Source organism: Benzoatithermus flavus, assembly GCF_037908215.1.
Taxonomy (GTDB): Bacteria; Pseudomonadota; Alphaproteobacteria; order Geminicoccales; family Geminicoccaceae; genus Benzoatithermus; species Benzoatithermus flavus.
On sequence record NZ_JBBLZC010000006.1, the window covers coordinates 161,906 to 176,753 of the forward strand.

At 69.3% G+C, this 14,848-nt stretch carries 13 protein-coding genes; 8 read left to right on the forward strand and 5 right to left on the reverse strand.

The features are described 5' to 3' along the window. Positions 1–7: 7 nt before the first annotated feature. From U1T56_RS08295 to U1T56_RS08310, 4 genes are read right to left on the reverse strand one after another with little or no spacing between them, the layout of a single operon-like run. The gene (locus tag U1T56_RS08295) at positions 8–814 is read right to left on the reverse strand and encodes a formylmethanofuran dehydrogenase subunit C (protein ID WP_418158981.1); all 807 of its coding nucleotides are present in this window, start codon (positions 812–814) and stop codon (positions 8–10) included. Next, on the reverse strand, positions 811–1,710 hold the full coding sequence (gene fhcD / locus U1T56_RS08300; RefSeq protein WP_418158982.1) for a formylmethanofuran--tetrahydromethanopterin N-formyltransferase: 900 nt from the start codon (positions 1,708–1,710) through the stop codon (positions 811–813). Before fhcD ends, U1T56_RS08295 begins: the two co-directional genes overlap by 4 nt. Then, on the reverse strand, positions 1,707–3,371 hold the full coding sequence (locus U1T56_RS08305; RefSeq protein WP_418158983.1) for a formylmethanofuran dehydrogenase subunit A: 1,665 nt from the start codon (positions 3,369–3,371) through the stop codon (positions 1,707–1,709). The genes fhcD and U1T56_RS08305 overlap by 4 nt, the downstream gene beginning before the upstream one ends. An 8-nt stretch (positions 3,372–3,379) precedes the next feature. Next, entirely contained in the window at positions 3,380–4,648 is a 1,269-nt protein-coding gene (locus U1T56_RS08310; RefSeq protein ID WP_418158984.1) for a formylmethanofuran dehydrogenase subunit B, read from the reverse strand. A gap of 253 nt (positions 4,649–4,901) precedes the next feature. Between U1T56_RS08310 and U1T56_RS08315 the strand changes: the two genes are divergently transcribed. The 7 genes from U1T56_RS08315 to U1T56_RS08345 are packed head-to-tail and all read left to right on the forward strand — an operon-like array spanning position 4,902 to position 13,659. Beyond that, on the forward strand, positions 4,902–7,154 hold the full coding sequence (locus U1T56_RS08315; protein ID WP_418158985.1) for a 4Fe-4S binding protein: 2,253 nt from the start codon (positions 4,902–4,904) through the stop codon (positions 7,152–7,154). Between the two features lie 37 nt (positions 7,155–7,191). Next, on the forward strand, positions 7,192–9,120 hold the full coding sequence (gene nosZ, locus U1T56_RS08320; protein WP_418158986.1) for a TAT-dependent nitrous-oxide reductase: 1,929 nt from the start codon (positions 7,192–7,194) through the stop codon (positions 9,118–9,120). Further along, entirely contained in the window at positions 9,120–10,397 is a 1,278-nt protein-coding gene (locus U1T56_RS08325; RefSeq protein WP_418158987.1) for a nitrous oxide reductase family maturation protein NosD, read from the forward strand. The genes nosZ and U1T56_RS08325 overlap by 1 nt, the downstream gene beginning before the upstream one ends. Next, positions 10,394–11,293 carry an ABC transporter ATP-binding protein gene (locus U1T56_RS08330; protein WP_418158988.1) on the forward strand — a complete coding sequence of 300 codons (900 nt, stop codon included), beginning with the start codon at positions 10,394–10,396 and terminating at the stop codon, positions 11,291–11,293. Before U1T56_RS08325 ends, U1T56_RS08330 begins: the two co-directional genes overlap by 4 nt. Then, on the forward strand, positions 11,290–12,117 hold the full coding sequence (locus U1T56_RS08335; RefSeq protein ID WP_418158989.1) for an ABC transporter permease subunit: 828 nt from the start codon (positions 11,290–11,292) through the stop codon (positions 12,115–12,117). Before U1T56_RS08330 ends, U1T56_RS08335 begins: the two co-directional genes overlap by 4 nt. Further along, positions 12,114–12,647, forward strand: a complete 534-nt coding sequence (locus U1T56_RS08340; RefSeq protein ID WP_418158990.1) for a nitrous oxide reductase accessory protein NosL — start codon at positions 12,114–12,116, stop codon at positions 12,645–12,647. Before U1T56_RS08335 ends, U1T56_RS08340 begins: the two co-directional genes overlap by 4 nt. A gap of 16 nt (positions 12,648–12,663) precedes the next feature. Next, positions 12,664–13,659, forward strand: a complete 996-nt coding sequence (locus tag U1T56_RS08345; protein WP_418158991.1) for an FAD:protein FMN transferase — start codon at positions 12,664–12,666, stop codon at positions 13,657–13,659. A gap of 12 nt (positions 13,660–13,671) precedes the next feature. Here U1T56_RS08345 and U1T56_RS08350 read toward each other — a convergent pair whose 3' ends face one another. Beyond that, positions 13,672–14,061: a 4a-hydroxytetrahydrobiopterin dehydratase gene (locus U1T56_RS08350; protein ID WP_418158992.1), complete on the reverse strand. Its 390-nt coding sequence runs from the start codon at positions 14,059–14,061 to the stop codon at positions 13,672–13,674. Between the two features lie 189 nt (positions 14,062–14,250). On the opposite strand from U1T56_RS08350, the gene fae reads away from it, so the two are divergent. Continuing rightward, complete coding sequence (gene fae / locus U1T56_RS08355; RefSeq protein WP_418158993.1) at positions 14,251–14,760, forward strand: formaldehyde-activating enzyme; 510 nt, start codon at positions 14,251–14,253, stop codon at positions 14,758–14,760. Positions 14,761–14,848: the final 88 nt, after the last annotated feature.

The following is a 14,848-nucleotide window of genomic DNA, read 5'->3' on the forward strand; positions in this document are numbered from 1 at the left end:
CCGATCCCTACGCCATCACCAGGATCTCGCCCTTGCCGCCCGTGGAGGCGCAGCCGGTCCAGCGGGTGGCACGATCGCCCGGCAGGGCGATGGCGGGTGTCAGTGTCGCGAGATGGCGGGCGAGGAGGGAGAGCCAGGGGAAGGTGTGCGTGCCGTTGTCGGCGAAGGTGACGGGCAGGCGCGACGGTGCCCGGCCGAGCAGCAGCGTGCCGCGGCGCATGGCATGGCCGGGCTCGCGGCCGCAGCCTTCGAGTCCGATGATGGTGCCGCCGATCAGGCGGCTCGCCGGGAAGTCGCCCAGGCGGCCGGCGACGGCGATCAGGCCGCGGCGCATCCGGTCGCCGACGCGCTTGCCCGCATCGCCGCCGACGAGGACGGCGCCGCCGGTCATGCCGTGGGAATCGCCGGGAAGGGCACCTCCCAGATGATCGCCGGCACGGGCGGTCACGTGGAGGATGCCGCCCGCCATGCCGGCGGCGGCGAACGGGCCGGCACTGCCGAAGAGCTCGATCCGGCCGTCCCGCATCTCCTGGCCGAGATAGGCGCCGACATCGCCGTAGATCTCGAGCCGGCCACCCGCCATGCCGCGACCGAGCCGGTCGAGGCCCTTGAACGAGGCTTCGATGACGAGCGTGTCGGCATCGCCGGGCTCGATCTCGGCGAGCTCGCCCAAAGGCACCACGCGGTTGCCGACGCGGAGCGGCAGCGCTGCGAGCTCGGCGGCGCTCCGGCCGGCCAGGGCCCGAGGCAGGAGCGGCGAGGCGTCGACCGGCAGCGACGTCGCCTCGCGGAAGCGCAGGCGCACGGCGCTCATGCCAGCACCTTGCGGAGGTGGAAGTGGTAGGGGCCGAGCTGGCCGCCATAGTTGCCGGCGCTGATGGCGACGATCCCGGCCTCGCGGCCCAAGGCACAGGCGGCGCGCACACCGGCGGCGGTGGCGGCGGCGACATCGGCCTCGGCGAGGCCGTCGATGACGATCTCGAGCACGGATTCCACCTCGGGCGGCAGGGCCGAGCGGCCGCTCTGGCCGCGAAGGGTCGGGCAGAAGGCGTCGTTGGTGGAGGCGATCAGGCCCTTGTACTTCGAGCCCACCTTCGAGCCGGAGCGGACGATGCCGCCGGGGAAGGGGAGGACGATGTTGGGTAGAAGGCGCATCGCCTCGACCGCGGCTTCGGCGGCCCGGCGCGCCGCGTCGCCCGAGGTCGCGAGGATCAGGAAGTTGCCGCCGCCGACCCCGCCCGTGATGCCGCCCGTGTCCTCGATCAGGAACTCGCCGTCCATGACCGGGATGCGCCAGTAGCGGCGCCTGCCGATTCGCTTGCTGAGCTGGAAGCCGTCGCCGAAGTAACGCAGCGCGTTCCCGAGCGGGAAACGGCTGTCGCCGTCGAGGCCCGAGAAGCAGGCCGTGCCGGTGCAGGTGAGCACGCACTGGCCTACGCGGGCCTGGATCTGCTTCGCCACGTCCTTGTCGCTCATGCCGAAGAGGAGCACGGCGACACCGGGCCGGCCATCGGGGGTCTCGTCCGCGGTGAGCTCGCGCTCGATCCCGGCCTCGCAGCCGCAGGCGATCACCGAGGTGGCGAAGCCGGTCATGGCGGCGGCGGCGGTGCGCGCCCAGCGCAGGTCCGGGGCGGTGACGACGAGCCGCGTCGCCCGCATCGGGAACGCTTCGGCGAAGGTGTCCTCGATCGCCACGCCGTTCAGGATCACGAGAGATGCTCCCGGCAGGCATGAACCACGACGCGGCCGCGGCCGCCGTCCTCGATCTCGGTGTCCGTGAGCTCGAAGCTCGACAGGCGCATGTCGCGCCAGTCCTCGAAGAACCGGCCGACATAGCCGCGGACCGCCGGATCGTAGCCGGGGCGGACGACGTGCGTGGCACCGTAGAGCTCGGCCTCGAGCACGACGCCGTTCCGCATGACCGGTCGGCCGTGCTTGAGAAGGAGGGAGGGAGCCTCGAACATGCGCTCGCGGTTCGGATCGTCCTCGTAGACCGTGACGTCGGCCACGGCGCCTTCGCCGAGATGGCCATAGTGCCGATCCAGGCCCAGGATGCGGGCGGGGCCGGCCCTGGTGACGATCGCGATCTCGTAGAGGCTGTATTCGCGCTCGATCGACGCGAGGGCGGTTCGCGCGCGGGCTCCCTTGTCGAGCGTCGCCAGCATGTCGTTCCTGAAGCTCCGGTCCATGAGCAGGCGGATCAGGTGCGGGTAGGTCGTGAACGGCGCCCCGTTCGGATGGTCGGTGGTGAGGAAGATCCGCCACGGGTCCTCGATCAAGAGGAACAGTTCGAGGCCGATGCACCACTGGAGCGCGTTGACGAGGTTGCGGTCGCGGTAGCGGAAGGGGAGGACGCCGCAGCCGGCCTCGCACTCGATGTCCATGGCGACCCACTTCCTGGGGCTCGCGTGGCGGGCGTTCCTGACTTGGCTCATCGTGTCGCCGGACGCGGTGACGGTCTGGCCGAACATCACCTGACCCACGTCGACCGAGACGTTGGGGCTCTGGTTCACGAGCTCGGCGATGGCAGCGGCCCCGCTCGAGAAGCCACCCTCCCTGCCGTAGGCGTGGAACTGGAGGTGGGTGAGATGGATACGGCGGCCCTCCATGCCGCGGATGGTGGCGAGCGTGGTGGCGTCGCTGCCGGGCACGCCGAGATTGCAGCCGTGGACGTGGATCGGATGCGGCACGCCGAGCGCGGTCACGGCATCGGCGAGCGTGGTGAGGATCGTCCTCGGCGTGAGGCCGTAATAGGGCCCCGGCTCGTCGAGATCGAGCTTCCGGCCGTTGAACTTGAAGGCCGAGATTCCGCCAGGGTTCACGATCTTGATCGCGAGCGACTGCGTCGCCGCAAGGGTCCAGGCGACATAGTCCCGGATCGCGTTGGCGCCCGCCCCCTCGCGCATGAGCTTCAGGAGGAGATCGTCGCTGCCGAGGAGCACGTAAGCACCTTTGTCGAGCAGCGGGATGTCCGCCATCTCCTGATGCGCCTGCCGGGCGTTGACGGGAAGCATCGCCGGCTCGAACGCCATGGTGTAGCCCATCTTGGCGTAGGCGTAGCCGGTCGTGAAGGTCGAGGGGCTGTAATGGCCGCTGCCGCAGCGGCAGTCGCCCTCGGCAGGGTGGAGATGGACGCGGTGCTCCTCGGCCAGCATCATGCGCGCGATGTTGACCTTGCCGCCGCCGATATGGCTGTGCAGGTCGATGCCGCCCGGCATGACCACGCGTCCCGAGACGTCGATCACCTCGTCGGCCCGGCCGTCCGCGGGCGGAGCGATGATGCGGCCGTCCTCGATCCACAGATCCATTACCCGGCCGTCGATGCCGTTGATGGGATCGAAGATCCTGCCGCCGGCGAGCTTCGTTCTCATGCGTTTCCTCAAGCGGCTCGAGACGGAGCGAGGCCGGCGCCGATGCGGCGCAGGACCTCGGCGGCGCCGGGCAGGCCGGTGTCGCGCAAGGCCCGCACCGGCAGGCTCACCACGCTGTCGGTACGGTAGACGCTGCCGCTATGGTCGAGGCCCGGTGTCCCCACCGGGATGACGACCTCGACCGGCCGCGGCAGCGTGTTGCCGGGGCGGAGCAGGACGATCGTGGGCATGCCCGTGTCGGGCACGGGCTGGTCGCGCAGGCTCGAAAGCCACAGCAGCGCGTCGACCGCCCCGCTCGCGACGAGAGTGCCGGCATCCCAGCGCAGCGGGTCGTGATCGGGCACGCCCGCCATGAAGCCCGAGCGCAGGGGAACCCCGGTCTGCCAGGTGCAGACCTGGTTCACGCCGATGATGTCGTCCGGCCCGGCGAGAGGCAGGCCGGCACAGCGGCCCTTCACGTTCAGATCCTTGATGAGCGCTGCGAGCGTGCCGACGAGAAGATCCGGGCTCTCGCCCGGCAGCTCGCCCGCTGCCCAGACGATCACCGGGTAGCGCGCCGCTGTGAGCTTCTGCGCGAGTTCCGCGAGGGCGGCCACGGGAAGGGCGCCGATCGTCTGGACGCCGAGCCGCCTGCCGGCGAGAAGAGCGCGCAGCGCCAGAAGGGCTTGTGCCAGGTCATCGGCTGCGCAGGGGAGTGCCGTGATCCGGGCATCGAGATCCCGAGCCGGCTCGAGCCCATCCCCGAGATAGACGAGCTCGCGCCGAATCGGCCCGAACAGCGTCTCGCTCGGGGCGAGGCAGCGCTCGACGAAGCGCGGGGTCACGTCGGCCGTATCGGTGCCGACGAAAAGGACGAGATCGGCGCGGTTCCTGACCTCGGCCAGGGTGGTCGTGACCCAGCCACCGTCCTGCATGGTGCGGATGTTGGCCATGAGGCCGCGCGAGCCGGCGTGGTCGACGATCCCGCCCGTGCGCTCGGCCAGAGTCAGGACGGCGCGCATCCCGGCCACGTCGGTGCCGAGCCCGGCGAACAGCGGCAGCCGCGCGCGCGCGAGGATGGCGGCCGCGCGTGCGACGGCCTCCTCGAGGCTCGCCGGCGCCCCCTCGATCAGCGGGCCGACGGCCTCCGGCACGTCGCGCGCGAACTCGCGCTCGGCGAGCGGGCAGGCCGGCCGCAGCAGGCGCAAGCGCTTGCCCTCGGGCTCGACCACGAGATCGTCGCAGGCGAGAGAGCAGAAGGGGCAGACCACATTCTCCATCGCCTGCGGCGTCGCCATGACTCCGTGCCTCCCTGCCGATCCGATGCAGGGCGCGGAACCTAGCAACAGGCGCAGCCTCGGGCAATCGGCCGCGCGCGGAAGCGTGCCCTGCTCGAAGGCATCGCTCGACCGCGACTAAAGATGTCTTACCTATACACCTTCTGCGACCGGCTGTCGCGGCCGGCACAAAGGCCACCCTCGTTTGATCTCGATCAACCACCGCCAACCGGACAGCGCGCATTCTCGGTCGGGTCGCGGAGGTGGAGGAAGGATGCGGCAGGGGCCGGTTCACTTTTGGCGAGGTGCTTGCCTGGTAGCGCTGCTCGTCTGGCTGCTCGCGGCGCTCGCACCGGTCGGTCACGCGTCGGCGGCCGATCTCGATCGGTTCCTGGGCCAGGTGCCGGCGGGCGAGGTCGTTCCCGGCGCCGATTCTTATGGGCCGATCCGCAGCGACCTTCCGATCGCGCCAGCGCTCGCCGGCGGAAAGCAGGTGGGCTGGGTGTTCCTGAACTCGGACTTTACCCCTTCCACCGGCTACTCGGGCAAGCCCATCAACATCCTGATCGGCCTCGATCAGGCGGCGAAGATCACCGGCGCCAGGCTCGTCAAGCACTACGAGCCGATCGTGCTCGTGGGCATTCCCGAGCAGCGCATCAAGGACGTGATCGGCCGCTATGTCGGGCTCGACATGGTGAAGGAGGCCGCCGTCAACGGCGAGGGCCACAAGCTCGACATCGTCTCGGGTGCGACGGTGACCGTCATGGTCATCGACGACAGCATCGTGCGCGCGAGCCTCAAGGTGGCGCGCTCGCTGGGCCTGGGCGGGCTCGAGGCGCAGGTCGCGAGCAGCGGTCCCAAGCGCGTGATCGACACCGACAAGGTCGAGACCAAGGACTGGCTGACCCTCCTGGGCGACGGCTCGGTGCGCCGGCTCACGCTCGACGTCGGCATGGTCAACGACGCCTTCGCCCGCTCGGGGGATCCCAAGGCGGCCGAGCGGCCCGAGCCGGGCGATCCGCAGGACACCTTCATCGACCTCTACGTGGCCGAGGTCTCGATTCCGACCATCGGCAAGAGCCTTCTGGGCGAGGCGGAATACAACAACCGGCTCGCGAAGCTCGTGGCCGAAGGCCGGCAGGCGATCCTGGTGGCCGGGCGCGGCCGCTATAGCTGGAAGGGCTCGGGCTATGTCCGGGGCGGGCTGTTCGACCGCATCCAGCTCATCCAGGGCGATCACAGCGTGCGCTTCCACGATCGGGACCACGCCCGGCTGGGCGGCATCGCGGCCGCGGGTGCGCCCGAGCTCAAGGAAATCGGCCTGTTCGTCCTGCCCAAGGACGCGAGCTTCGACCCGGCCCAGCCCTGGCGGCTCCAGCTCCTCGTGCAGCGCGCGACCGGCGCCACCGAGAAAGCGTTCTTGAGCTACGACCTGAACTACGAGGCTCCTGCCGGGTACTTCAGGACCGTGGCGGTACCGGCGGCAGCGCCGGCGGCGCGCGAGACCGCGGCGGCAGCGCCGGTCGGCGAGGCGCAGATGACGGGTGCGTCCGGCAAGCTCTGGGAGCGCATCTGGCGCGACCGGCTGCCCGAGGTCGCGTTCCTGGGTGCCCTCCTCCTGGCGCTCACCGGCGCCTTCTTCTTCCAGAACCTCCTGGTCCGCCAGGAGCGGCTGGTGCAGCGGTTCCGCACGGGCTTCCTCGTCGTCGTCCTGGTCTGGCTCGGCTGGTACGCGAACGCGCAGCTCTCGGTCGTGAACGTCATGACCTTCAGCAACGCGCTCCTGAACGGGTTCAGTTGGGACTACTTCCTGATGGACCCCTTGGTCTTCACGCTCTGGTTCGCGGTGGCGGCCGCCCTGATCTTCTGGGGTCGCGGCGCCTATTGCGGCTGGCTCTGCCCGTTCGGGGCGTTGCAGGAGCTGACCAACAGGCTCGCCAAGCGCCTGAAGGTGCCGCAGTGGCAAGTGCCCTGGGGCCTGCACGAGCGGCTGTGGCCGATCAAGTACATCATCTTTCTGGTCCTGTTCGGCATCTCGCTCTACTCGCTCGACACCGCCGAGCGCCTCGCCGAGATCGAGCCGTTCAAGACCGCGATCATCCTCAAGTTCGTCCGTGCCTGGCCGTTCGTGCTGTTCGCAGGCGCCCTGCTCGTCGCCGGCCTGTTCGTCGAGCGCTTCTACTGCCGCTATCTGTGCCCCTTGGGTGCGGCGCTCGCGATCCCGGCGCGCTTACGGACCTTCGACTGGCTGAAGCGCTATCGCGAGTGCGGCAATCCCTGCCAGCGCTGCAGCAACGAGTGCATGGTGCAGGCGATCCATCCCGAGGGGCACATCAACCCCAACGAGTGCCTCTACTGCCTGCACTGCCAGGTTCTCTACGTCAGCGACACGAAATGCCCGGTCTGCATCCAGAAGCGGCTGAAGAAGGAGCGCCGCAAGGCGGTGCTCGGCGACGGCCCGGCGCGGCCCGTGCTGCCGAAGCCCAAGCCCGCGGCCCCGAAGCCCGAGCCGGCACCGGCGGAATGAGTTTCGATCCGAGAAGCCCCAGAGGGGAGCCAACGAGATGAGCACGAAGGACGATAGCTTGAAGGTGAGCCGCCGCGGCATGATCGGCGGTGCCGGCAAGGCGGCGCTCCTGGCCGGCGCCGGCGCCGCCACGGGTGGGGCCGCCGGCCTCGCGGTGTTCGGCGGCATGGGCGGCCAGGCGCTGGCCGCGCAGGGCAAGGCCCGGAACGAGGTCGCCCCCGGCGAGCTCGACGAGTATTACGGCTTCTGGTCGGGCGGCCACAGCGGCGAGATCCGCATCATGGGCATCCCCTCGATGCGCGAGCTCATGCGCATCCCGGTCTTCAACCGCTGCTCGGCCACGGGCTGGGGCCAGACCAACGAGAGCCGCAAGATCCTGACCCAGGATCTGACGCCCGAGACCAGGAAGTTCCTGGAGAAGCGGGGCGGCGTCTACCTCAACGGCGATGCGCACCACCCGCGCATGACCTACACCGAGGGCACCTACGACGGCCGCTACATCCTGATCCAGGACAAGGCCAACACGCGGCTCGCCCGCATCCGCTGCGACATCATGCGCGCCGACAGGATCATCGAGATCCCGAACGCGCACGACATCCACGGCATGCGGCTGCAAAAGTACCCGCGCACGGGCTACGCCTTCTGCAACGGCGAGCACGAGGCGCCGTTGCCCAACGACGGCAAGGTCCTGGACAACCCCTCGAAGTACGTGTCGATCTTCAGCGCGGTCGACGTCGACACAATGAAGGTCGCCTGGCAGGTGATCGTCGACGGCAACCTCGACAACAACGACACCGACTACCAGGGCCGCTACGTCTTCTCGACCTGTTACAACTCCGAGATGGGCATGAATCTTGCGGAGATGACGGCGAAGGAGCAGGACTGGGTCGTCATCTTCAACATCAAGCGCATCGAGGAAGGCGTCAAGAAGGGCGACTTCAAGGAGATCAACGGCATCCCCGTCCTCGACGGCCGCCACGGCTCGCCCTACACGGCCTACGTCCCGGTCTCGAACAGCCCGCACGGCTGCAACGCCGCCCCCGACGGCCGCCACGTCTGCATCAACGGCAAGCTGTCGCCGACCGTGTCGGTGATCGACGTCGAACTGGTGGCGCCGATCTTCGAGAAGGGCGCCGATCCGCGCTCGTGCATCGTCGCCGAGCCGCAGCTCGGCCTCGGGCCGCTCCACACCGCCTACGACGGCCGCGGCAACGCCTACACGACGCTGTTCCTGGACAGCCAGATCGTGAAGTGGGACATCGAGAAGGCGAAGCGGGCGTTCAAGGGCGAGAAGGTCGATCCGATCATCCAGAAGCTCGACGTCCACTATCAGCCCGGCCACAACCACACCACCATGGGCGAGACCAAGGAAGCCGACGGCAAGTGGCTGATCTCGCTCAACAAGTTCTCGAAGGACCGCTTCCTCAACACCGGGCCCCTGAAGCCCGAGTGCGACCAGCTCATCGACATCTCGGGCGACGAGATGAAGATCGTGCACGACGGCCCGACCTTCGCCGAGCCGCACGACGCGCTCCTCGTCCACCGCTCGAAGCTCAACCCGAAGAGCGTCTATGATCGCGCCGACCCGATGTGGGAGGACGCGCGCAAGCAGGCCGAGGCCGACGGGGTCGACCTCGACTGGGGCGAGAACGTGATCCGTGACGGCAACAAGGTCCGGGTCTACATGCACTCCGTGGCGCCCAAGTTCTCGCTCGAGAAGTTCGAGGTCGAGGAGGGCGACGAGGTCACGATCTACATCACCAACATGGACGACGTGGAGGACCTCACCCACGGCTTCACACTCTCCAACTACGGCATCGCCATGGAGATCGCCCCGCAGGCCACCGCTTCCGTGACCTTCACGGCCGACCGGCCGGGCGTGCACTGGTACTACTGCCAGTGGTTCTGCCATGCGCTCCACATGGAGATGCGCGGCCGGATGCTGGTGAAGCCGAAGAGCGTGTGATGACGACGAGGCGCAGCCATCTCGCCCTGGTTTCGGCAGCGCTGATCGCCGCGCTGCCGGGCCTGGCCCGTGCCGCCACCGTCGAGGTGCCGGCGGGTGGGCTCGCGACGGCACTCGCCGCCGCGGCTCCGGGCGACGTGCTGCGCCTCCTGCCGGGCGAGCACGCAGGGCCGGTCACGATCGACCGGCCGCTCACCCTCGAAGGGGCCAAGGGTGCGGTCGTCCGCGGCGACGGCAAAGGCGTCGTCGTCACGGTGACCGCCCCCGACGTCATCTTGCGCGGGCTCGAGATCACGGGCTCGGGGCTCGATCTCGAGCGCATGGATGCGGGGGTCCGGCTCGAGAAGAGCGCCGTCCGCGCGCGCGTCGAAGGCAACCGCATCGTCGACAACCTGATCGGGGTGCACGTCAACGGTGCTCCCGATTCGGCCGTGCGCGACAACCTGATCGAGGGCCGTCGCGATCGGCGCGTCAACGAGCGCGGCAACGGCGTGTGGCTGTGGAATGCGCCGGGTGCGGTGGTCGAGCGCAACGAGATCGCGTTCGGCCGCGATGGCATCTTCGTGACCACGAGCCGCAAGAACGCGTTCCGCGACAACCTCATGCACGACGTGCGCTTCGCCGTGCACTACATGTACACGAACGACAGCGAGGTCAGCGGCAACCGCTCGATCAGGAACGATCTCGGTTACGCCCTGATGTTCTCGAGCCGGCTCAAGGTCCTGAGCAATCTCTCCGACGGTGACCGCGAGCACGGCATCCTGCTCAACTACGCCAACGATTCGCTCGTTCAGGGCAACGTCGTCCGCGACGGCGGCGAGAAGTGCGTCTTCATCTACGATGCCAACAAGAACCGCATCCTGGAGAACCGGTTCGAGGGCTGTGGCATCGGCGTGCACTTCACCGCCGGCTCCGAGCGCAACGTCATCAGCGGCAACGCCTTCATCGGCAACCGCACGCAGGTGAAGTATGTCGGCACGCGCTGGCTCGACTGGTCCTATCAGGGCCGGGGCAATTACTGGTCCGACAATCCCGCCTTCGACCTCGACGGCGACGGCATCGCCGACACACCCTATCGCCCAAACGACCTCGTCGATCAGATCCTGTGGACCCAGCCTTTGGCCAAGCTTCTCCTGAACAGCCCGGCGGTGCAGCTCCTGCGCTGGGCGCAGTCGCAGTTCCCGGCGCTCTATCCGGGCGGTGTCGTGGACACGAAGCCCCTGATGCGCCCGGTCGACACGGCGCTGGCCGTGGCGACGGCGGAGAGAGCACGATGACCGATCCGATCCTGCGCGTCGATGCGGTTCAGAAGGCCTACGGCAGCCACAAGGCGATCGACGGCGTCTCGATCACCGTGACGGCCGGCGAGCGCGTGGCGCTCCTCGGGCACAACGGGGCCGGCAAGACCACGCTCATGAAGATGATCCTGGGCCTCACCCAACCCACGGCCGGCCGGATCGAGGTGCTGGGCCACGCGCCCGGCTCTTCCGTTGCCCGCCGCAAGGTGGCGTGGCTGCCGGAGCACGTCGTCTTCAACCGCTCGCTCACCGCGGCCGAGCTCATGGCGACCTTCGCGCGCCTCAAGGGCGCACCGGTGCGCAGCAATCTCGATCTCCTGGCACGCGTCGGGCTCAAGGATGCCGTCCACAAGCGGGTCGGCACCTTCAGCAAGGGCATGCGGCAGCGGCTCGGCCTGGCGCAGGCCCTGATCGGCGAGCCCGAGCTGCTGCTGCTCGACGAGCCCACGACCGGCCTCGATCCGGTCTCGCGCCAGTCCTTCTACGACATCGTCGAGGAGCTGGCCGGGCGCGGTGTCGCCGTCCTCCTCTCCTCGCACGTGCTGACCGAGCTCGAGGCCCGCACCGATCGGGTGATCATCATGCGGGCGGGAAAGCTCGTCGCGAGCGATCGCCTCGCCGAGCTGCGTGGGCAGGTGGGCCTGCCGGTGCGCATCCGCCTCGCCGTGCGGCCCGAGGCTGCGAGCTCGGTGGCCGAACAGCTCGGCGGCGAGCGGGTGAACGGCCATCGCGTCGAGCTGCTCTGCCGGCCCGAGGAGAAGATGGCGCTCTTGAGCCGGATCACGGGCTTCGGGCGGATGGTCGAGGACGTCGAGATCAGCCCGCCGACGCTCGAGGAGATCTATCGCCGTCTGGGCGGGGAGAGGCCGCAATGAAGCCCGTTCTCGTGATGGCCTTCGCCGAGCTGCGCGTAGGCCTGCGCAACCGCTGGGTCGCGGTCGCAGTGGGCCTGCTCGGCACGCTCGCCCTGATCCTGGCGTCGGTCGGGAGCGCGCCCGTCGGCACGCTCGGTGTCGACCGGCTCGCGCTCACGGTCGTGAGCCTGTCCAGCCTCTCGGTCTATCTCCTGCCGCTGATCGCCCTTCTCCTCGCTTACGACACGATCGTGGGCGAGCTCGACCGCGGCACGCTGCATCTGGTCCTCACCTATCCCTTGAGCCGCAGCCAGCTCATTGCCGGCAAGTTCCTGGGCCATCTCCTGGTCCTCGTGCTCGCGACCGTCTCGGGCTACGGACTCGCCGGTGGTGTGGTCGGCTGGCTCGCCGGTGCCGACGCCGACGGCATCGCCGCTTTCCTTCGCCTGATCGGCTCCTCGATCCTCCTGGGAGCCGCCTTCCTGGCGCTGGGCTATCTCGTGAGCGCGCTCTCGCACGAGAGCGGCACGGCGGCGGGCCTTGCGGTTGCGGTCTGGCTCCTGTTCGTCCTGGTCTACGATCTCGGCCTCTTGGGCGCTCTCGTCGCCGCCGGAGAGGGCGAGGGGATCAGGACCGTCTTCCCCTTCCTCCTGCTCGCCAACCCGGCCGACAGCTACCGGCTCCTCAACCTCACCGGCCTTCAGGGTGTCGAGATGCTGGCCGGCATGGGCGGGATCGCGAAGAACCTGCAATTCTCCGCCGCCGTGCCGCTCCTCGTGCTCGCGGCCTGGATCCTGGGCCCGCTCACGCTCGCCGGCTGGTGTTTCTCGAGGCGTGAACTATGAGCTTTCTGCGCACCTGCCTCCTCGGTCTCGCCATGGCCGCGAGCCTCGCCGCCTGCGGCGAGCAGGAGGCCAAGGCCCCGCCACCGCCGGCACGGATGACGGCGGAGGCGGTAGGTTACTATTGCCAGATGTACGTCCTCGAGCATGAAGGTCCGAAAGCGCAGATCCACCTGGAATCACAGGCCGCCCCGGTCTGGTTCAGCCAGGTCAGGGATGCCGTGGCCTATATGCGCCGCCCCGACGAGCCGCGCGACATCGTGGCGGTCTATGTCAGCGACATGGGCCGAGCGCCGAGCTGGGGCGCTCCCGGCGAGGACAACTGGATCGACGCCAAGGCTGCGGTCTATGTGATCGAGAGCCGGGCCGTCGGTGCGATGGGGGCACCCGAGGCCGTGCCGTTCGGCGAGCGCGCGGCGGCCGAGCGCTTCGTCGAGGAGCGGGGTGGTCGGATCGTGGCGCTCGCCGAGATTCCGGACGGCTATGTGCTCGGCAGCCCGGCCGAGCTCGTCGCGACCGAGCACGCGCACTGAGCAGGGGGATCCTACCTTGCATCACCACCCGCATCGCCGCCGCTTCCTGCAGATCGCCGCTGCCGCCGCCGGCCTGCCGCTTCTGACCATCGCCCGCGACGGCCGGGCCGAGGTCCCGCTCCATCGCTGGCAGGGGACAGCCCTGGGTGCCCGCGCGAGCCTGACCCTGGCGCACCCCGACCGCAGCGAGGCGGAGCGGCTGATTGCCGAGAGTGTGGCCGAGCTCGAGCGGCTCGAGGGGATCTTCAGCCTCTACCGTCCCGATTCCGCCCTCTGCCGCCTGAACCGGGACGGTGGGCTCGCGGAGCCGCCGCTCGAGCTCGTGGCCCTGCTCGAGGAGAGTGCCCGCTTCAGCCGCCTCTCCGAGGGTGCTTTCGACGTGACGGTGCAGCCCTTGTGGCGGCTCTACGCCGAGCATTTCGCGGCGCCGAACGCCGATCCGGCGGGACCACCGGCAGCGGCGATCGCGGCCGCGAAGGCGCTCGTCGACTGGCGGGGCGTCGAGGTCACGGGCGAGGGCATCCGGCTCGCCCGGCCCGGCATGGCCGTCACCCTCAACGGCATCGCCCAAGGCTTCGTCACCGACCGGATCGCCGACCGCCTGCGCGCTGCCGGGCTCACGCAGGTCCTGGCCGATCTCGGCGAGATCAGAGCGCTGGGCTCGCATCCGAGCGGTCGGCCCTGGCGCGCGGGCCTCGCCGACCCGCAGCGGCCCGGTGCCGTGGCACGCGAGGTGCCGCTCACCGATGCGGCGCTCGCGACCTCGGCCGCGAGCGGCACTCCGTTCGAGCCGACCGGCCGCTTCCACCATCTGCTCGATCCCATGACCGGCGCGAGCGCGCAGCACTGGCTCAGCGTCTCGGTCACGGCACCGCGCGCCGTCATCGCCGATGCGCTCTCGACGACGCTCAGCATCGTCCCGCCCGATCGGATCCCGGCCATCCTCGCGGCGGCCACTCCGGCGCGCGCCTGGCTCACCGGCCGCGACGGCCGGATGATCGAGCTCGCCTGAGGGCCGAGGGCGTCAGGCCTTCGGCTTGTCGTACTTGATATAGGCGAAGCGCAGATCGTCCTGCGGGGTGCCTTCGAGCGCCCCACCCTCGAGGCCGGGTTGCCACTGCACCACCTCCTCGATTTTCTTCGCGAGCTGGAAGTCCTTGTCGGTGATGCCCTTGTGGTCGTGGGTCATGAGGCGCACCTCGACCCAGGCGTAGGATGCCGTGATGTCGGGGTGGTGCCACGCCGCCTCGGCCAGATGGCCCACGGCGTTGATCACCATGAGGGTGCCCTTCCAGCTGTTGGTGCGGTAGCGGCGGCGGATCCAGCCGTGCTCGACGTACCAGTGCGGCAGCTCCTTCGCCAGCCGCTCCTTCGCCTCGTCCTCGCTGTAGACCTTGAGCTTGCGCTCGGTCATGGCTCGTCCTCCCGTGGCATCGGCCACCTCCCGAGAAGGTAGCGCCGTCCCGCTCCGCGGCCAACGTCGTAGCCGTCTCGCAGCGGCATCGGCCGGCCGGCGTCGCGACGATCCCGCTTGCGCTGGCCTGCCGAGCGTGTAAGCACAGGCACGTCGAGTTGATTTCGTGACCGCCACAGGGAGGGGTTCATGCCCAAGATTGATCGGATGCTCGTCGGCGAGGCGCTCGTCGGCGAAGGGAACGAGGTCGCCCATATCGACCTGATCATCGGCCCGCGCAACTCGCCCGCCGAGACGGCGTTCGCGCTGACCCTCACCAACCAGAAGGAAGGTGTGAACGGCCTCCTCGCGGTGCTCGAGCCGAACCTGATGGTGAAGCCCGCCACCGTGATGTTCAACAAGGTCACCATCCGCAACGCCACGCAGGCGGTGCAGATGTTCGGCCCCGCCCAGCGTGCCGTCGCCATGGCCGTGGCCGATTGCGTCGCCGAGGGCACGATCCCCGAGGAGGAGTGCGAGGATCTGTTCATCTGCGTGGGCGTGTTCATCCACTGGGAGGCCGCGGACGACCACAAGATCCAGCAGTACAACTACGAGGCTACGAAGCTCGCGATCGAGCGCGCCGTCGCCGGCCAGCCCAAGGCGCGCCACATGGTCGCGCGCAAGGACAAGACCAAGCATCCGTTCCAGGCCGCCTGAAAGGAGCCAGCGGCTCCACCGACGCCAGCGACCGAGCCCGAAGGGACGGCACCCCGGACCGCAGCTCCGGCACCCGAAGCCGGGCCGC